Source organism: Enterococcus pallens ATCC BAA-351 (genome assembly GCF_000407485.1).
GTDB lineage: Bacteria > Bacillota > Bacilli > Lactobacillales > Enterococcaceae > Enterococcus_A > Enterococcus_A pallens.
Genome location: NZ_ASWD01000002.1, coordinates 836978 through 855207, shown reverse-complemented (window position 1 = coordinate 855207; position 18230 = coordinate 836978). Strand labels below are relative to the sequence as shown.

Here is an 18230-nt window from a genome sequence, read left to right as displayed (position 1 = left end):
CTTTTGCCAATAAAGGTGTAGACAGCAGCTAATATTATGAAGTCAGCATATAGAATAAAAACAACCAGCAGTAAAAAATAAATAGCCCTTGTTTTAGGAAGATCTGTGTTTACAACGAAAACAAAGCAAGAATTTAGGAACATCATTTGCTTTCGATGGAGATATGAACCTTTCATATTATAGCCATAAAGAGAACAGATTGGAACAATATCCAGCTTTCCTCAGAAAGGCTTAGTTGAATGAGGGCTGAAAAAGGGTGAATTAAATGGTTAAAAGGAGCAAGCAAAGAGTTCCTAAAGGTATTTTAGGCTTATTATTAGGAACAATCCTAGTAGGAATTGGGCTGTTTTTCTATTTTGGAAAAGAGCCTATCCAAACGATTCAAGCATCTTCTGTGGTTTCGACCGGTGATTTTCGCTTAACTGCGAAGAATAGCTGGGATAACTCAGCTAAAAGAAGCTATGTCGACATGAAATGGGACAAAATTGCTAACCTATCCCAATCTGGTTATAAGCTTTATCAGTCAGAGAATGGGTCAGATTGGAATATACGTTCAACAACCTACGGAAAGAGTATTAAGGTATTAAATGTTTATCCTGATAGTGCCGCATCAAATACCTTAAAGGGATGGATGGACGGACTGAATCTAAAAGGCACGGATGGCAGCAATTTAATCCAGGTTACACCTGTAGCGATTACAACGTTTAATGGTGCTGCAGACTCCTATTTAAAAAATAGCGCTGGTGAATACCAATACGATGTAATCATGTTTGGCAGTTGGGACAGCAACAATAATAAAAATATTTCTGTAGCCGCTGCTGAGGCTACTACTCGATTTCTTAGCTCTGGCCGAGGCGCATTGTTCGGTCATGATACGGTTGTTTCTAAAACGGAATCGAAGAACTTTTGGACCTATTTTCACGACAAAAAGGATTATTTAGGGATAGGTCACGAGAAAGCCATGGAAGGATCGAACGGAATCGTTACCAGCAATTATTGGACAGGCTCCCAAAAGGTAAAGGTTATTAACGATGGTTACTTAATGAAGTATCCTTTCGAAATGGCGAATGGACTTGTTTTGACGATTCCATATGCGCACAATATTGAACTAAGCAACAAAAATGTTGGAACCGTCTGGTCTGAATTTATTGAACCTTCCGGTGGTTACCCTAATCAACCCTATGATGCTGGTATTTGGCGCGGTGGTTGGTATTTGAAAACCAATGATAATGCCGCGATGATTCAAACAGGGCATAGCGGGGGTCAATCGACACAGGATGAACGTAAAATTATTGCGAATGTTCTGTATAATTTGGCTCAAGTTTCCTTAGAAAGTAATGCAACGGACTATTCAGTGACTGACGATCAAGGGCCAGCTAAGCCTAAAGTTACAGCAAGGAACAGCAACGGAAAGGATTTAAGCCTGCAAGTAGAGGCGACTGACAAAGGGAAAGATTATCAATTCTATGTTGATGCAGATACTAAGGATCGTGGTGTATTGCAGTCAGATATAGTAAAAGAGACAGTTACCAGTAACGTTGCTGGCTACTTCTTCGAGCTGTCTGATTCTCCCAACAGTACCTTAACTGATCGGGTCAATGGATTAAAGGATGAATTTGGGCGAATTGATCCTAGTAAGTATGACTTATATGTAGCACCAGACAGCAGTGATACTGACTACAACACTTCCGGCAGTAAAATAGTCTCAGCAAATAACGTTATCGGCAAATATCTCCATGTAGTTGCTGTCGATCGTGCCAATAATATTGGTGAGATTGCCAGCCAGCCAGTGCGAGATCTTACTAGACCGATGGGCTTCGGCTTGGAACGAACCGGAGACGAGGCGAAAATTGTGGATCTAACGATGGATGCTGCGACGATTGATAACCGAATGAAATCAATTGAGATTCAGATTCCTAAAAATTCCGAGATTAAGGATTTTAACTCACTGCAGCTGCCAACTGGCTGGTTCTCTTTTGAAAACAGTGAAACGGACAGCTATTATTCCTTCAGCTTTGCGATGGAAACCAACAACAGTCTGGCAACTATTCAATCATTTTTAGAATCCTTGCGCTTTACCTTGAAGAATAATGTGAATGATCCAGGACGGATAAACATTATCTTCCATGAGAAAATATATACCTCATGGATCGATCCAAACGGTGCCAACCATTATTACGTATTTATGCCAGAGATGTCTTTACCAGGTAAAAACTGGTTCCAAGCCTATAATAGTGCGAAGCAGTTAAGGTACAAACAACTAACAGGTTATCTGGCAACCATAACCTCTCTAGAGGAGCATGACTTTGTCTTCAACAATATTTCTAAAGAACCTGGATGGTTAGGCGGTACACGGGGAGTCGTCAAGACAGGCAACCGCAAAATCAATGATGAAGCCACTGTACCTCAGAATGTCTCAGATTATAATCTCACCTTAAAGGATTGGTATTGGGCAGACGGCCCAGAAGCAGGACAAGTATTTTACAATGGCATAACCTATAGCGGTGGGAAAACACCTGCCGGAGCATACAGTGCGTTTAATTCTAAAGAGCCAAACAATTCTGGAGGATCAGAGTTTACGCTGCAATTCGCCCAAAGTAACAGTAAATATTGGAACGACTTACCAGGTGATCTAGGCTTTTGGGCGAGCAATCACGGATATTACGTAGAATTTTCGGAATACGGTGACCAAAAAGAAGGCATCGAAGAAACCGATATAGGCTGGACTGCGGAAATGCCGCAAAAGATTACCCTCCAAGCCTATGAAGAAAGAGGATCACGCCTCCCATACGGTGATTTGGTTTACGATCAACAACTACGATTAGAAAAAGGCATTACCGCTGAACCTAAAGACATCGACTTGTATAAATTCGTAGAGCTGCGAGATATGACAGATACTCCAAGAGATATGAATTATATCGTGGGACCTCAGCATCAAGAAGGTAAGCTAATCTATACCTCTCGTGGAGCCAAGCTGCATGTTCGCCAAGTAATCTTGGATGCAAATGACGAGATTCCAGTACCTAAGGAAGGATATTTGAAAATTAGGAATAAGCAATTCAATAATAATAGTCCAACTTTAGACACTGAGTATCAAAATAATCGAATCCTTTCATCTGGAAAGCAAGAGGATAATCCGAATTTTACGGAGGTAATTTTCTCAACGGTGCACCAAAAAGACGGACAGGATGCATCATTATTTGAACTGACAGTGCCAGCTTATTACCAATACGAAGGTTACCACTTAACGACTCAGCAACAAGATCCGAACGGTGCAAGCCATCAGGCAAATACCGTAGTAACACCAAGTGTACCAGCAATCAGTCGAGACAGCTTCTACACGGATCAGGAACAGTGGCTGACCCTCTATGTACGCTCCACTAAAAGAGATGGTGATACCCCAGAAGTTTATAGCTGGGATTATGAACGAAATAAATTCGACAAAGTTCATACTATTCTTCCATCGTAACAACCAGTAGAATTAAGTAATGAACCGGAAGTATCTTCAATAAAGAGACTTTCGGTTTTTTGCTGCTAAAATAATGGAATATCTTTTCTTGCTCTACATCAAAAGAGCATTTCTTTTCCTCTTTCTTATTAATCAAGCTATGCTTGAGAAAAGAAAGGATGGTTAAGATGAAGGACCGTTTTTTTATTGAAAAGAAAAATGACCCGCGAGATTTTCCTTTTTATAATGGTCAGCCAAGAAGCATAGCAATGTCTCAATGGTTGATTATGTTAGGAATTGTTTTCATCGGTTTCTTAATTGCTTCGTTCTGGATACCTAATGTACCAGGAGCATTTACTATTTTAATTGTTGTTTTATTTAGTTGCATGAATCTTATTTTTGGTTTAGGAAGCTTGAGTATTTTTGCTGGGAAAGACGCTTTTACATTATTCAAAAAATTCAATGTCAAGGATTTGCCGTTTCTGCTGGGCACTTTAATCCTGAATATTGTTTATTCACTCGTTGCCAGCGGAATTGTTGGGATTTTTTCTAAAACCAATGCCAATCCAGCTGCGATTACTCATGCAGAGGGAAGTCGTGCCTTAACGCATCTGCTATTAAATACCTTATCTGATATCCCTACTCTTTTAGGAGAAGAATTTCTGGCAACATTACCATTCCTAGCTCTTTTATACTTTTTTTTATCAACGAATGAATTGGTCAAGAAGCAAAAGTATAGGAGTTGCTTTAATGCTTTCTTCATTGATCTTCGGGTTATTGCATTTGCCAACTTATCAGTGGAACTGGCTGCAGGTTTTTTTTGTGATCGGACTCGCACGAATTTTTGAAACAATAGCCTATATTCGAACGAAATCCATCTGGGCGTCCTTTCTGGTTCACTTTACATTTGATACGCTCACATTTTTAGTTGGATTCTTAGCAAGTTAGATATAGGAGATAAATGATTGGACTCTGGGAAACGGGGGTCCTTTTTTGTTTCGCAGCTACTATTCTGTTTTCAAAGAACGAATTTTTATCGTAGGAATAAAGCGACAACCTGCGAATGGGCCCGATTCGCAAGTGTCAGTTGTTGATTCTTCGTCATGGATCATGATCGTCTAACAAATGGTTCACAATCGCCAGAACCACACCGACAATAATCGGGGCTAGAATATACTGCACAAAAGGGTGCATTTTATCACCTCCTTTCATGTGCAGAATCACGACCCAGACGAGATTAATCTACCTACGCTGGTAAATGATCAGACTATCAAGAAGGGGTGTCAGGCGGACCATTCCGTTTCTGACGCTCTTTTTCTTTGTCTTTCCTCCGTTTTCTCCGGCGAATCATTTCTTTCACGGCATCATAAGGACTTCCGGCAGGAGGATTCAAAGGTGCTTCCTTATCTAAAGTAGTTGTTACTTCAATAGAAGGACAGCTAGTTTCAGTAACCTCCTTAACTTCTCCATCGTTCTCAACTACAGAACGCAGAGTATCGTGCACCTCACTTCTAATTGGTGGTAAATCTACAGATACTTCTGGAATTTTTGGTGTTTCTTGCCAGATACAATGAAGTGCTGACAGTTGTTGTGGCTGTTCAATTTCTTCCGGTTTTTCTTCTGGTACTGGAACACCAAACAATTCATCACCTTCGAAGATTGGATGTTCAATGGTTTCTACAAATTTGGCTTTGACCACTTCTTGGAACAGAACCACACCATCTTTTTCAAACAGATGTAAACTGCTTAACAGCTGCAATGACTCTTTGATCTCTTCCGGACTTTTCGTCGTATCCGGATTTTTAACTGTAAAATTATGCGTTTTTCCTGCACTGTTTAGGAAGGTGGATACTAGTTTGATCATTTACTTGACTCCTTTCTTTCATTTATTCGCGTAGGTGAGGCAGACGATAAGTACATTATCAGGTGGCTTCAGTGTCAGCTTCAGTATGAAATAGCTTGGCAACTTGTGACTTAATCAGAGACTTGGTTTTTTCGATAAAGTTGCGAACTGGATTCAGTTTTAAGTTCAAGATCCGCAACTCACTGGTTTCAAAATAATCCACGAAATACCAGAAGAATTGCTTCATAGTTTTCGTAGCTTTGGTATTCATAAATAAGTAACGAACTAAGTCCTGCAATACCAGAGCGAATTCCTTCGCACCAAGCTGGTATCGGACACGTAAAGCAAGTAATAGCTTGATGGTCATGGTGCCATTTTGGGTTTCCTGGTAGTATTCCATGAGTCTTTGTTCGATAGTTTCGAGTTTTAGGTTAAACAGTTGTTGGTGGGTGAAGGGTTGCTCTGACATCATAATGGATTCCTCATTTCTCTTTATAGTAAGTATTCATTGAACTCAACTACCTAGGAAAGTTGGTTCAAGCATAAAATAGTGCAAGAGAAGCACGACACGTCTGTCGCAGCTTCTCAATTAATAATTAGCGTGTAACAGGGACTTCTTCAAAGATCGGTGTTTCAATTGTTTCGACATATTTAGCACTAACAACGGTATCAAAGAGACGAATGCCGTCTTTTTGGAACAAGTTTAGTTTGGACATTTCTTCTAACAATCCTTTGATCTGGGATGGCGTTTTAGTCGTATCTGGATTGTTTAAACTCCACGTTTGGCTTTTTCCTGCACCATTTCTAAACAATGAGACTAATTTCACGACTCGGTTCATCCTTATTCAACCTCCTTCGTAATTCGTGACTGCACGGTCATGATTACACTATCCAATGAGCTGCCTTGTTGAGACAGATCTGCCATAATTTCGCCTAATTTCACCACATCTTCTTCGGGTGGATTGTCAATCACGTTTGAAAAATTCACTTTCTTCTGTTTATCTTCTCCTGCTTGTTCGATTTGTACTTGTAATTTCGTGCCTAACTTCTGAATCATTTTTTTCATTCCTCCGTTTTCTGTTTTTGGTTGGTATTTGGTGTTGCTTGTTGTGTTTCCCGGCCGGTGACTAAACCATACTTCAATAACAAAAAATTGAAAACTGCACGATTAGCTCTCGGACTGCATGATTAGCCCTCTAAATTTTTTGAAGAATCTTGATTTCATGGGATTTTGTATTTTTCGGGTAAAGAAAAAGGTGGCTAATCAGAGGGTCAGAAAAAGTTTGTAGGTTTTATGTAAACTTCCTGTGTTTTGTGAAAAAAAGGTACATTATTGCCGTATTTAAGGCGTTCATACTTGTGAATCAGAAAAAAGGAACGAAAAAAAGTTGTTTCCGTCTTCCCAAGAGGGAAATAAAATAACGGAAACAACTCTTCGGTTGTGTTGACTAGAGATTACTGATCAAATAAATCGTAAAAGGTTTGATGGTTCCAATGCTCCAAGCCACTCTGATAGCCAAAACGCAAAATCGTTTGTAGAGCGAGTTCTTTTTCATACGCCTCTTTAAGAAGCCGCAGAGGCAGCGGAAATTTCTGCAGCTTCGGTCGTTGACTAAGGGAACGGGCAAAAGGCGTGTCTGGGATACCTAAGACAGACAACGGAGAGACCGGCCCAATCATCCCAGTGGAGAAATGATCCCGTGCAACCGTGGCTAAAATCACTAAGGCATTTTCGGTGTAATTTCGAATCGTTTGGCTGGTTAAAGGAACCTTGATAGCTGGTCCATTACAGAAATAGATCCACGTAAATGGCCCCTCCTCTTTTAGTTCCAAAATTTCAAACGGATTGATCCAAGCGGTATGGTTAGGTTTCCCCAAGGGAAACAAGACAGACGTAAAGCTGACCATCGGCATCCGATAATGGCCAAAGCAGTTAAAGCGTCTCAATACTTTCGTTAATACAGAATAATCCAGAAAATTATGCGCTTTTTCATAGATTTTAAGAGTAGTGAAGGTCTGTTTCGGGTAGTAATAGTGTGTATCCTGATAAAAAATCATGCTCACATTTTGTTCTGGAACAGGCAGCACGAAAGAGAGCGGTTGATTTTCCTGTGGTACATAGGGTTCTGCTTGGCTTAACAGTCCTTGCCAGACGTCGGAATCCTTTTCGCAATCTAGTAATAATGAGTTGGCCCCAACAAATTCCTCAGGGGAAGTTTCTTTTTGCATAATCCTTACTCCTATTTCTTTTCTATTTTTAGTCGCTCAATTAATCGTTTCAATGTTAGAAAATACTACTTGAATGGTTTTGATTCAAATCAAAAAAGTGGTTGTCAGAAGCGTTGACTGCTTTGAAGCAGGTACAGGCTCGTGCGCACGAGAAGAATTGGAAGGAAAAAGCGATTCTTCAAAGCGAGTGATCAGTCAAAAGCGTTTTTTGATGATCTCAAACGTCACTGACGAAGTTACTAATAACTATCTGGTAATAGTTATCAATAACTAGATCATACACATGATTTAGTTATTTTGTAAAGTCATTCTGAAAAATAATTTCATATGAAAATCAGCGATGAAAGCGTACGGTAATCAATTTATGCGAAAAGTGTTTTTTTGAGTATAATACTTAAAGTAATAATGAAGGTATTTAGGTGGGTATCACAAGTATGATAAAGGAAATTACAAAAACAAATGTTATTTATTTTGTTAAGAAGTTTCATGGTCTTAAGAAGACCAAGAGTTCCTCGGGTAAACGAATCTTTTTTTACCATTGATTAATATAATTATAGAATACGATGAATAATTACGCAATATCTTTCAATAAAAATAATTAAAATGGCAATTTTATGATTGGTTTACGATAAAAATGAAGAGTTTTGACTAGAAGCGATGAGAAAAGACGGAGGATTGACAGGTGTTCCAGAGACCGTCAATGGCACCGTCGAAAACGAAGGAGTGTATACCATGCGAAGAGGCGAAAACATTTATTGGCGCAAAGATCAACGATGGGAAGGGAGGTACTGCAAAGGTAAAAAGGAAAATGGTAAAACAAAATATGGTTCGGTATACGGGAAAACACTTGCAGAAGTTCGCGAAAAGCTGTATCCCTTGAAGGTGAAGTATCAACTGATCCTAAAGAATCAAGGGAAAGTAACCATGTCGGTGTATGAATGGGGGCATCAGTGGCTGGCTGAAGCGCAAGAAACCATTAAAGAATCCACTTATGCCAACTATGAATATAAACTGACCCATTATGTGTTGTCCGTTTTGGGGGATTGTGCACTGAATGAACTAGACGAAGCAAGCGGTGAGAAATTGTTGGATTCCTTGAAGCAACAAAAGCTAAGTCCATCAACGATTCAGTCGGTCTTTCGTATTACGAAGCAGTGCATCAATGCGGCTATCCGCAAAAAGCTGTTAAAAGAAAATCCATTTACGCAAATTTCGTTGCCTAAGTTAGTGAAAAAAAAGCATCAGGTGCTGACTAAAAGAGAACAAAAATGTCTTGAAACAGCTGCTCTGGCGGAGAAAAAAGGAAAAGGACTACCTATACTATTGGCACTCCACGCTGGATTACGGATTGGAGAAATTGCGGCCTTGTCTTGGCAAGATGTTGATTTTGATACCAATGTTATCCATGTACAAGGAACGTTCCAGCGGATCATTGGTGTGTTTAATGGAAAGAAAACCCAATTGATTCACAGTAGTTCAAAGACAGAAACATCGACACGTACGATTCCGATGAGTCAAACGTTAAGAAAAGTATTATCGCAACAGAAGAAGGAAGCAACCGGTGAATTCGTCGTTTCCAGAAAGCAGCAGCCGGTGGAGCCGCGTTTGATCACGTATCATTTTCATAAGATTCGTAAGAAAGCCCAGCTTGAAGCGACTAATTTCCATCAACTGCGCCATACATTTGCGACACGCTGCTTGGAAAGTCAAGGAGATATTGTCAGTGTGAGTGCGTTAATGGGGCATAGCTCTACTCAGATGACGTTAGATACCTATGCCGCCTCCATGATGGAGCAGCGGATCCATGTTGTGAATCAAATGGAAAAGTTTATTATAACTAAATAAACCGCTTTCAAAATTATAATTGATAGTTCCTGGGAGGAACTTTACTGCTTTTTCCAAGTAAGCGCTTCCTAAAATAAGGTATGTTAATTGTGACAGCTGAAAGGACATAATCGATGATTAATTATGCTAAAAACACCTGCTCTTGAGCAGTGTTATTGAAAACAAGAAAATGAAGAGGTGGTTTTCAATGGATTCCACCGTCGGTGACCGTCCAAGGGCGGTCTTTTTTGTTGTTCTGACAGTCTTTATGGTAGTTATCCTGGTCTTCTTAAGACCAAGTAAAAAAATGAGCGGAATGACTGATAAGAGTATAGAGCAATTATATGAATAGATCAAAACTAACGGGGATGAGACAGAGGAGGAAACTGCATGTTCGGATTTGGCAAGCAGAAAAAAGAGACATTTCAAGAAGGTCCACAGGAAGACTACTACTATGATGAGTACGAAGAAGGCTATGAAGAGGATTACGGGTACGATTCTTATCCAGAAGAAGGGTACGAACGACCAGTTGAATCGTATAACGAGTATGAACGGGGAGGCAGACGTTCGCGACAACGAACGGAAGATCATTCTCAAGAGGAACAAATAGGACGAAAGGAAGTAACAACTGCTAAGGAACAGCCATTACAACAGGAAGTTGAACGCCTAGAAGAAACCGTGGCGCAATTAAAACATCAATTAGAAGTGAAGCAGACCGAGTTGACGAGTATGGCAACAACGTTGACCGAAAAAGAACAACAGCTTCAAGATCAGAAACTTGCCAATGAGCTGCAAGGCAATCAGCTCAATGAACAAATCGATCAACTCACTTACTTGAAAGAAGAAGTGCGACAGTTGAATCGAGAATTAGATGAAAAAGAATCCGATGCCTCTGCATTGATTGAGGCTAAGCAACAAATTGATCAACTGAAACAAGAGTTGTCCGCCAATGAGGAAATGAAGGATGAACTGGCCAGTGTTTTGGTGGAATCCAAAAAACAAGAGCGGGAAATTCTGGAACGGGCGGAATACGAAGCCAACGGCATTCGCCATCAAGCCGAGCATGAAGCCCAACAATTGATGCATGATGCGGCCTTGGAGCTGCGAGTGATGAAACAGGAAATCAAGAATTACCGCAAGCGCCTGCGAGCAGTGCAGGAAGAAACGGCCCAATTCTTCGTGAAATTATTAGCCAACAGCGATCATCTATTAGATGAAGAGTAACAGAAGGGATGATCCACAGTGAAGACGAACCAGACACAAGTAACACTGTATCCCACCCCGGCACCAAAGATGACCGATGTCTTGGCTGAAACAGACTTATTAGTGGCTATCGAAAAAGCCTGTGAGTATTTGTATGCACCGGAAGGTAGTTTAACTAGTGAGCAGCGAGAAAAAATTCACACCCATTTTAAACAATTATTCCAATGGATGGACGGCAGCTATCATTTGGAATTATTGCTAGAGCCTGGCGAGTTCGACTGGCAAGCTTTCTGGAAAGCTATTCAACAATTCTTTCCTCAGTTTGCTTGGCTAAAGGCACAAACGGAAGAAGCTAAATATGGACGACAAGTCTATCGTTTTGATTTTGTGCCGCTGACATTAAGAAAAGAAGGGTTTCCTTTTGCGGTTCATTTAGAAGAAAGCCTGTCTCAACAATTTGCCTTGGCACCAGAGGAAGCCTTGCAACGAGCCGAACAGCTTTTCCAAGAATTAGCTGCCCTACAACTGGAGAAAGAATTAGAGCAATCAACCACTACTACAGCGGTTGATTCAATCGAAACATCATCAATCGATAGAGTTCAAAAAGAGGAGGAAAACCTCGAAAGCCAAAGCAAGGCCCGCCTGCGAGCGGTGAACCAAAAGCTGGAGTTAGTGATTGAGAAGTTAGAGCTTTCCATGCTTTATAGCGGCATTCAATATTTTAAACAGGAGCAGAAAGAAGAAAGCAACTGGGACAAACAGATTAAGATTAGTCTGCGAGAGTACACGTATTTGCTTCAGAAAGCCAAATTTCTAGAACAAATGTGGAACCTTAACGGTGAGTTAATCAATAAAACGGAAAAGATGACTATTACCGGAAATAAAATGGTCTACGAACGCGATCAGGTGAAGCAGATTAAGGCCAATTTTTCTGCGCGTGATATTCATTTTGTGATCTATGAATGCCAGGTCATTGAATCTAGGGCAAAGGTTCATGCCAGACCGTGGTTTCGTAAGCCCTACGTCAAATTGATGAAAATGGACTATGACAATCTGTTAGGCAAAGCAGCGTATTTTGATCTACTCCAAGGTGAAAGTTCTATTTTAGAAAAGATGGTTCGAGACCATCAGGATCCCCCGGTAAAAGACGCCGAGGAGGCGGGTTGAGGTGGGAGACTCAATCCTTTCAGCAGATGGCCGCTTCCAACGAAAGTTGCCCTGCTTTTTGTCGGACTGTATCTGATATTTTTTAGTTTCTTTCAAGCGTATCACTGGCTGTATCCCAAATACTCAGTCAGTGGCTTGTCCATGTACCCAACCTTTAAAGAAGAGGAAGTGATTCAAATTACTGCCCATCATAAACCTAAACGCTTTGATGTGATTGTCTTGCATCCGCCAGAAAACCCAGAAGGAACGTATTTAAAACGAGTGATTGGTCTGCCAGGAGAGCGGATTGATTATCACAATGGGAAATTATTTGTCAATAAAAAGCGGGTACACGATCCGTTTGCCCCAGATACTGAGGATTTTAACTGGGATGACTTTTCTCGAGATCGAATCCCGGAAGGCTATTACTTTATTTTAGGAGATAATCGGGAACTGTCTTGCGACAGCCGCCATTTTGGTTTGATTACCGAGCCCCAAATCTTAGGGATCGTCCATGAGGGGCTCTATCGAAAATGAAGACACTGCAGGAAAAAATCGAATGGTACACCTTTTGGTACTGGGTATATTGGTTGTTTTCACTTGTGGTGTTGTTAAGTGTCTTAGTGTTAGGAATTTTCTTTTACTTCACCGATTTTCAGGAAGTGGTAACTGTCAGTCAATTGTTTCTATTGTTGTTACTGATGTTATTGGCGATTTATTTACGGATGACAGCTTTGCATTATCATTCGACACTTCAAGACTTAAAACGAATGGCTCGACCAAGAAGGCGAAGACCACCGGAAAGACGGCAGTCCAATGAATAATAAACGAGCATTGATTATCTTGCTGGTTAGTTGCTTTGGGGTAATGGGCTGTCGCTCTCAGATAAAAGAAGCTGTTGGGGCGGAAACCATTGATTCTGGAATTGTCCAAGAAGAGACAGCACAAAGTGAAAAGGATTCAACGGTCCAAAGCAGTCCATCCAATAGTCAACTGCGGGAATCGAACCTCTTGGTAGAAACGTCTATCCAAGAGGAAAACAGCCAAACAAGCGAAGGTTTCGCGTCTTCTTCAATAGAATCAAGTGAAGCCGTGATTCCTGAATCAACAGCACCTGCAGAACTCATTCAACCACCAAGCACGAACAAAAATGCTAAGGCGAATGATCAATTTTCAGTGCTTAAGGATCAAACAACGGAGGAATTTATTCAACTAATCGGAAATGATGCCCAACAGATTGCGTGGGACAACGGACTCTATGCTTCGGTGATGATTGCTCAAGCGATTCTAGAAACGGGTTCTGGCAATAGTCAACTGGCTCGACCACCGCACCATAATTTGTTTGGGATAAAGGGGAGTTATCAAGGCAAACAAATAACTTTTCCAACTAAAGAGGATAAAGGCAACGGACAGCTGTATACGATTCGTTCCGCTTTTCGACAATACCCCAGCTATAAGGAATCGTTGGAAGATTATGCCTCTCTATTGAAAAAGGGTCTTTCTGGAAATCCTCAGTTCTATCAAGGGACATGGAAGGAAGTCGCAACAACCTATCGCGAAGCAACTAAAGCATTAACCGGAAAATATGCGACAGACACCTCGTATGATAAGAAACTGAATGCTTTGATTGAGGCGTATGAGTTAACTAAGTTTGATCAGGAACCCAATCGAGAAGCAGAAGTGACCTCACCTGAGACAGCTGAGTCTTTAGAAGAATTACCAAAACCAGAGGAACCGACCTCTGAAACGAATGATTCTAATCATTCTATAGAAGAAAGCCAAGTAGTGATAACAGAAACTAAGCAATCTGTTGTGAAGGTATCACCGGTCACACAACGACCTGCGAAACAAGTCGCAGGAAAGCAAATTGTGGAATGAAAGAAGGGACAGGATGACGAGACAAAAAGAAGAGAGCAGGCGGGAAGATCGTGAAGCACTACCCTATTATCGGTCATCCAATGAGTATCAACGTCCTCCTTCAAAACCACGGCCTGCTAGAAGGCATCAGGAAGAAGACGACTATTTCTATGAGGAGCGTCCCCGCTATCGAGACTATCCGGAGCAACAAAGGGAACGACCAAGGCGACAGAAGGAGTATCGACAGAGGGAACAACCACCTAGAAGACCTGCTTCGCGACCGTATTATCCTTATGATCGCGAAGTGCCACCTCAGCGGCAAAGAGCGTATCCAAGGGAACCTGTTTACGAGGGTCGTTATCCGCTGCAACAGGCGAAGAAGACTACCAATCATAAACTCTTTTCGTTTGTTTACAACTTGTTTTTCTATACCTTGACGATTGGGATTCTCTTGAGTTCGGTAATGTTTGCCTTCAGTGAGAAATCGGATGCGGCTATTTTAGGACATCGGTTTTATCAGGTATTGACGGATTCCATGGCACCGCAGGCCGATTCGCCGAAAGGCGGTTTCTACGCAGGGGATATTGTCATTGTCAAATTGATGAATGGGTCTGAGGTCAAAGAAGGCGATGTGGTGACCTTTGGCGTGGGAGAAGGCGACCGTTACTTAACCCATAGGATGGTAGAGCGCTTGGATGAACTAAATGGCGAACCAGGGGAGTATATCGTGACTAGAGGAGATGCCAATAACACCAATGATCCGCCGATACCTGCAGAGCGAGTCTTCGGCAAGGTGACGTTTGTTATTCCTAAGATGGGCACTGTTTTAGCCTTTATTCAAGAAAATGTCTGGCTGTGTTTGGTCTGCGCCTTGTCCACCTTTGGTTTTTTCCTCGTATTGAAAGCCTACTTTCTGCCATCAGAAAAGACGAATCCGTCACCATCAAGGATATAACATTTGTTTCACACAAATGATTATATAAAAAAAGACAAATTTTTTTAGGGGGAGAAAAGAAATGAAAGAACGTAAAAAGAAAAAGTTGTTGGCCATTGCCGCACTGCTGGCATTAATTGCGGTGATTTCCGGGACATTTGCCTGGATTACGTCACAACAACAACGAATTAACCGAGTGGAGTCGGCGGCGGTAGTCGACGACAGTGTCACTGTAAATGAAAAATGGGAACCAAAACCAATGGTTCCAGGAACGGAAGCAACCAAGGAAGTCAGTGTGACCAACACTGGGAATGCCAATGTGTTTGTTCGGGTTTCCTATGAAGAAGTATTGAAACACTTGGCAAGTAAAGGGGTTATCTCTCATGGTGACAAGGATGTTGCCGGGGCGAAATATGATCCAGATGCTGATCATGCGCTAACCGATCCGGTACCCGTTAAGTACAGTGCAGATAAAATCAGTGCCGCCAATGGCTTTTCTGAAGTGACCGATCCGAGTACACAAGTAACTGGATTAGAGCCAAATACGAAGTTATTTGTCAAAGGTGGATTAACGGTTGATCCTACGACAAACGAGCGATCCGTTAGCTACGAAGCAGTGGTTGTTCATGAATATGCACCAGGTGAATACCAGGCGATGCAATATACCGTTACACCAACCGAAGATATTCCTGACAGAGCTCTCGCTGCAAAAGATTGGAAATTTACCGTTAGTGATTTGAAATACAGTTACTACGCAGGTGGGTACCAAAATGCCGTGGTGAACTGGGCAACATCTTCTTTACCGAATAAAGATAACATTAAAACAGGACATGCTTTGCTGGGCACAGAAGGTAATCGTCATGGGGTCGATTATGACTATACGATTGAAAAATTAGGAATTGCGTCTATTCCAGATCCAACTAAAGCAACAGATTCAGATCAGATTCCACTTGCTAATGAAGAAATTAAAGGCGTGCAGGCAGATAAAAAAGGTTTGGGTACGAACTATATCCGTATCGGGTATGGAACAGCTATTACCAAGGTTGAAGATTTAGCTGCAACTAGCTGGATCTACAACGAAGAGGATGGCTGGTTCTACTATACTGAACCATTGAAACCAAGCGCAACAACGCCTGACTTGTTGAAAAAATTGATCTATGACAAAGAATTAGGCGGCGAATATACCAATGCTACCTATGATTTAGTGGTGAAAATGGAAGCGATCCAAGCCACTGAAGAAGCGTTGAAAGATACATCAGGTTGGGGATTAGGCAGTGCAGCGGACGATAGTACGACAGGCAAGATTGTTGAAAAGCTAGTTGAACGAATTGGTGCATAAAAATGAGGACTAGAGAGGGGGAGGTGTATGAAATACCCGAAATCAATCATCCGTTGTTTACTGGGACTTTCTCTTTTCCTCCTATCTTTTGGTCATGGACTAGTCAGTGAAGCTGCCAATACATTGCCGCCAGGGCTTGTCATTGGTGATTCAGATGGCATCCATGCGACTTCTGAAGGCGAATATTATGTTGATTTAGTGGATATTCTGCCAGGTGAAAGCTATCAGAAAGAAATTACGATTCGCAGTTTGGATCTAGAGGAACCTTTTTCTCTAGGTCTGTTGGTAGAAGAAGTTTCCTCTAGTGGTTCCGTGTTGTGGAAAGACCATATCACGTTGACGTTGGTACTGGATGAGAAGGAGATCTATCAAGGCCCCTTATTGGGCAATGGTGAATTCGACTGGTCGAAGACACCGTTGGAGTTGGGTGTTTGCACGTATGGTACGGATAAGGTGTTGCAGGCAACCTTTACTATGGATTCTGCATTAACCAATGAAGACCTGAGAGAACAAAGTCGGTTGGAATTCTATTGGACCTTTGTGGGAACCAAGGATCAACAGCCGATTAAACCGACAGAACCTTCGACGTCCGATTCGTCGACACCGACGGTTCCTTCTGATTCAACTTCAGGGCCCGGTCGTGGAACGTTGCCAGCAGCTGGAGGGACTCCCCATACCTCCGGCTCTGGCAAACGATTGCCGCAAACCGGTGAAGAAATGGTGTATATGTTTCTCAGCGGCCTATTGCTTGTACTGATTGCCTTGTTCTTATGGAAAAAACGACGAGAGGAGGAACAGGGATGACCCCAAAAGAAAAACGGCGCCATTTAATTCAAGTATTTCTTAAAAGTAAAGCCCTGTTCGCCTGCTTCTCGCTCGTGTTGAGCTTCCTTTTGATTATAGGCAGTACGTACGCTTGGATTACTTCAGCGGATGAACGAGTGAATCGAACAGAAGCCAATCGACGGAAGTTGTCTGCTCGAATTGATGAAGACTTTAACCAAGTCTTTCATTGGGCACCAGGAACGACTCAAACCAAGGCTGTTCGAGTGACCAATGATGGAGAAACACCGGCAATTGTCCGGCTGTCTTTTAAAGAGTTCTTTGTAGGGTTTGAAGTCGACACGACTGATAATCACCGACAGGATGTCAACATTCTAAACGGGAATGCGAATCTGACCCTTCATGAGTTGGATGAGCAGAATGATACGTTAATTGACACAAAAGATACAAGTACTTGGGAGATCGGTAATGTCTATTCGGTAGATGGAACGAAGCATTATGTAGCCAATGCCAGTGTACAAGATCACGACTATCTTTATAAAGCGGCAAGAACAGAACCATTGTCTGCTTTTCGGTTGAACTTTCAATCAGCGAAGGTGTTTGATGATCTTGACGATACAGTAGGAGAAGAAAACTACTGGTTTTATCATGAAGGATTCTTCTATTATTCTGAAGTCTTGCAGGCAAAAGATGATCCAGCAACACCTCATAAGGACAATCTGACAGTTAATCTGTTAGAAAGCATCACCTTGGATGCTGGGTATGCCAATCAGTACAAAGGCGCCCTTTATAAGTTAGTTCCAGAAATGGATGCCCATGATATTACAGAATCACTCCTAAGTGATTGGGGAATCACTGGCAGTCCAGTGGAGGAAATGTATAAGGATCAGCTGGTCTATATGAGTAAAAGTAATCAAGGAGGCGGAGGATAATGCAAAAAAACAAAACTATTCACCGCCGATTTTATCTGGTTATTGCGATTGCTTGTGTTGGTTTATTGATTGGTGGCAGTTACCTAGTGTATGCGGCGATGACCGCATCTGATCGTAAAGAAAATGATTTCCAAATTGGACAGGTGGAAACTCAGCTGTTTGAAGAAAACTTCGATGAAGATCTTACGGAAATACCCAAGAATACAGCAGTTCCCAAAGAAGTCCGAATCAAAAACACTGGGACAATCAAACAATTTGTTCGGGTAATGGTCTTACCAGAAGTACGGGCAAAAATTGTAGGTGACGAGCAAAACAAACAGGTTCTGCCATTGAATATAGGAACGGATATTGAACTGGAGGAGATGGCTTCAGCGGATTGGATTAAAGGTGAGGATGGGTATTACTACTATAAAGAAGCAGTAAAACCTAAAGAATACACCAGTTATCTGTTTAAGAAGGTAAAATTGTCTAACCAACTAAGTAGCCGTTATGAACAAGCGACGCTAACCATCACCTTGAAAGTTGAAGCCGTCAATTGTGCGGAATTTGCTTACCGTGATGCTTGGTGGCAAGGTACCACACCGACCAGCTCGCCATTAAAAGATGTAGATGATGTACTAAAAACAAAAGTAGAGGACTAACAGGATACAGTTTCCCCACTGTGTCCTAAGTAAACGAAACAACACTCATGA

20 protein-coding genes are annotated in these 18230 nt (G+C 41.6%); 14 read left to right on the top strand and 6 right to left on the bottom strand.

Annotated features, from left to right (window positions below; genetic code table 11):
* Nucleotides 1-265: 265 nt before the first annotated feature.
* Entirely contained in the window at nt 266-3469 is a 3204-nt protein-coding gene (locus tag I588_RS10505) for a C-type lectin-like domain-containing protein (protein ID WP_010756580.1), read from the top strand.
* Nucleotides 3470-4159: 690 nt separating this feature from the next.
* Nucleotides 4160-4396, top strand: coding sequence for a CPBP family glutamic-type intramembrane protease (locus I588_RS28190; protein WP_081632996.1), 237 nt, complete (start codon nt 4160-4162; stop codon nt 4394-4396).
* Between the two features lie 153 nt (nt 4397-4549).
* Here the strand turns inward: I588_RS28190 and I588_RS28185 are convergent, their stop codons facing one another.
* The 6 genes from I588_RS28185 to I588_RS10475 form a co-directional block, all read right to left on the bottom strand.
* Nucleotides 4550-4642: a hypothetical protein gene (locus I588_RS28185; protein WP_010756582.1), complete on the bottom strand. Its 93-nt coding sequence runs from the start codon at nt 4640-4642 to the stop codon at nt 4550-4552.
* Between the two features lie 76 nt (nt 4643-4718).
* Complete coding sequence (locus I588_RS26835) at nt 4719-5312, bottom strand: DUF2922 family protein (RefSeq protein WP_010756583.1); 594 nt, start codon at nt 5310-5312, stop codon at nt 4719-4721.
* A 58-nt stretch (nt 5313-5370) separates the two neighbouring features.
* On the bottom strand, nt 5371-5763 hold the full coding sequence (locus I588_RS10490; RefSeq protein ID WP_010755456.1) for a hypothetical protein: 393 nt from the start codon (nt 5761-5763) through the stop codon (nt 5371-5373).
* A gap of 124 nt (nt 5764-5887) precedes the next feature.
* Nucleotides 5888-6130, bottom strand: coding sequence for a DUF2922 domain-containing protein (locus tag I588_RS10485; RefSeq protein WP_010756584.1), 243 nt, complete (start codon nt 6128-6130; stop codon nt 5888-5890).
* 2 nt (nt 6131-6132) lie between these two features.
* On the bottom strand, nt 6133-6348 hold the full coding sequence (locus I588_RS10480) for a DUF1659 domain-containing protein (RefSeq protein ID WP_010755458.1): 216 nt from the start codon (nt 6346-6348) through the stop codon (nt 6133-6135).
* A gap of 398 nt (nt 6349-6746) precedes the next feature.
* On the bottom strand, nt 6747-7520 hold the full coding sequence (locus I588_RS10475) for a hypothetical protein (RefSeq protein ID WP_016250056.1): 774 nt from the start codon (nt 7518-7520) through the stop codon (nt 6747-6749).
* A gap of 732 nt (nt 7521-8252) precedes the next feature.
* On the opposite strand from I588_RS10475, the gene I588_RS10465 reads away from it, so the two are divergent.
* The 12 genes from I588_RS10465 to I588_RS10415 all read left to right on the top strand — a co-directional run bounded on the left by I588_RS10465 (nt 8253) and on the right by I588_RS10415 (nt 18179).
* Complete coding sequence (locus I588_RS10465) at nt 8253-9365, top strand: tyrosine-type recombinase/integrase (RefSeq protein WP_034705997.1); 1113 nt, start codon at nt 8253-8255, stop codon at nt 9363-9365.
* A gap of 187 nt (nt 9366-9552) precedes the next feature.
* The gene (locus I588_RS27280) at nt 9553-9696 is read left to right on the top strand and encodes a hypothetical protein (protein ID WP_010759860.1); all 144 of its coding nucleotides are present in this window, start codon (nt 9553-9555) and stop codon (nt 9694-9696) included.
* A 38-nt stretch (nt 9697-9734) separates the two neighbouring features.
* Complete coding sequence (locus tag I588_RS10460; RefSeq protein ID WP_016250054.1) at nt 9735-10568, top strand: coiled-coil domain-containing protein; 834 nt, start codon at nt 9735-9737, stop codon at nt 10566-10568.
* An 18-nt stretch (nt 10569-10586) separates the two neighbouring features.
* A complete protein-coding gene (locus I588_RS10455) occupies nt 10587-11714 on the top strand; it encodes a hypothetical protein (RefSeq protein WP_016250053.1) in 1128 nt (375 codons plus the stop codon).
* Between the two features lie 51 nt (nt 11715-11765).
* Nucleotides 11766-12230, top strand: a complete 465-nt coding sequence (lepB, locus tag I588_RS10450; RefSeq protein WP_051138942.1) for a signal peptidase I — start codon at nt 11766-11768, stop codon at nt 12228-12230.
* Complete coding sequence (locus I588_RS10445) at nt 12227-12517, top strand: hypothetical protein (protein ID WP_010759856.1); 291 nt, start codon at nt 12227-12229, stop codon at nt 12515-12517. The genes lepB and I588_RS10445 overlap by 4 nt, the downstream gene beginning before the upstream one ends.
* Nucleotides 12510-13571 (top strand): glucosaminidase domain-containing protein, encoded by a 1062-nt coding sequence (locus I588_RS10440; RefSeq protein ID WP_016250051.1) that lies wholly within the window; start codon nt 12510-12512, stop codon nt 13569-13571. The genes I588_RS10445 and I588_RS10440 overlap by 8 nt, the downstream gene beginning before the upstream one ends.
* A gap of 13 nt (nt 13572-13584) precedes the next feature.
* Nucleotides 13585-14505 (top strand): signal peptidase I, encoded by a 921-nt coding sequence (locus I588_RS10435; protein WP_016250050.1) that lies wholly within the window; start codon nt 13585-13587, stop codon nt 14503-14505.
* A gap of 61 nt (nt 14506-14566) precedes the next feature.
* Nucleotides 14567-15823, top strand: a complete 1257-nt coding sequence (locus I588_RS10430) for a hypothetical protein (protein WP_010759851.1) — start codon at nt 14567-14569, stop codon at nt 15821-15823.
* Between the two features lie 27 nt (nt 15824-15850).
* Nucleotides 15851-16627, top strand: coding sequence for an LPXTG cell wall anchor domain-containing protein (locus I588_RS10425; RefSeq protein WP_016250049.1), 777 nt, complete (start codon nt 15851-15853; stop codon nt 16625-16627).
* Complete coding sequence (locus tag I588_RS10420; RefSeq protein WP_016250048.1) at nt 16624-17538, top strand: hypothetical protein; 915 nt, start codon at nt 16624-16626, stop codon at nt 17536-17538. Before I588_RS10425 ends, I588_RS10420 begins: the two co-directional genes overlap by 4 nt.
* A complete protein-coding gene (locus I588_RS10415; protein WP_016250047.1) occupies nt 17538-18179 on the top strand; it encodes a hypothetical protein in 642 nt (213 codons plus the stop codon). Before I588_RS10420 ends, I588_RS10415 begins: the two co-directional genes overlap by 1 nt.
* Nucleotides 18180-18230: the final 51 nt, after the last annotated feature.

Excerpts from the sequence above, each read along its gene's own strand:
- I588_RS26835 (WP_010756583.1), bottom strand. The coding sequence starts at position 5,312 with ATGATCAAACTAGTATCCACCTTCCTAAACAGTGCAGGAAAAACGCAT.
- I588_RS10490 (WP_010755456.1), bottom strand. The coding sequence starts at position 5,763 with ATGATGTCAGAGCAACCCTTCACCCACCAACAACTGTTTAACCTAAAA.
- I588_RS10505 (WP_010756580.1), top strand. The coding sequence starts at position 266 with ATGGTTAAAAGGAGCAAGCAAAGAGTTCCTAAAGGTATTTTAGGCTTA.
- I588_RS10465 (WP_034705997.1), top strand. The coding sequence starts at position 8,253 with ATGCGAAGAGGCGAAAACATTTATTGGCGCAAAGATCAACGATGGGAA.
- I588_RS28190 (WP_081632996.1), top strand. The coding sequence starts at position 4,160 with ATGAATTGGTCAAGAAGCAAAAGTATAGGAGTTGCTTTAATGCTTTCT.
- I588_RS10425 (WP_016250049.1), top strand. The coding sequence starts at position 15,851 with ATGAAATACCCGAAATCAATCATCCGTTGTTTACTGGGACTTTCTCTT.
- I588_RS10430 (WP_010759851.1), top strand. The coding sequence starts at position 14,567 with ATGAAAGAACGTAAAAAGAAAAAGTTGTTGGCCATTGCCGCACTGCTG.
- I588_RS10440 (WP_016250051.1), top strand. The coding sequence starts at position 12,510 with ATGAATAATAAACGAGCATTGATTATCTTGCTGGTTAGTTGCTTTGGG.
- I588_RS10445 (WP_010759856.1), top strand. The coding sequence starts at position 12,227 with ATGAAGACACTGCAGGAAAAAATCGAATGGTACACCTTTTGGTACTGG.
- I588_RS10485 (WP_010756584.1), bottom strand. The coding sequence starts at position 6,130 with ATGAACCGAGTCGTGAAATTAGTCTCATTGTTTAGAAATGGTGCAGGA.
- I588_RS27280 (WP_010759860.1), top strand. The coding sequence starts at position 9,553 with ATGGATTCCACCGTCGGTGACCGTCCAAGGGCGGTCTTTTTTGTTGTT.
- I588_RS10480 (WP_010755458.1), bottom strand. The coding sequence starts at position 6,348 with ATGATTCAGAAGTTAGGCACGAAATTACAAGTACAAATCGAACAAGCA.
- I588_RS28185 (WP_010756582.1), bottom strand. The coding sequence starts at position 4,642 with ATGCACCCTTTTGTGCAGTATATTCTAGCCCCGATTATTGTCGGTGTG.
- I588_RS10475 (WP_016250056.1), bottom strand. The coding sequence starts at position 7,520 with ATGCAAAAAGAAACTTCCCCTGAGGAATTTGTTGGGGCCAACTCATTA.
- I588_RS10420 (WP_016250048.1), top strand. The coding sequence starts at position 16,624 with ATGACCCCAAAAGAAAAACGGCGCCATTTAATTCAAGTATTTCTTAAA.
- I588_RS10415 (WP_016250047.1), top strand. The coding sequence starts at position 17,538 with ATGCAAAAAAACAAAACTATTCACCGCCGATTTTATCTGGTTATTGCG.
- I588_RS10435 (WP_016250050.1), top strand. The coding sequence starts at position 13,585 with ATGACGAGACAAAAAGAAGAGAGCAGGCGGGAAGATCGTGAAGCACTA.
- I588_RS10460 (WP_016250054.1), top strand. The coding sequence starts at position 9,735 with ATGTTCGGATTTGGCAAGCAGAAAAAAGAGACATTTCAAGAAGGTCCA.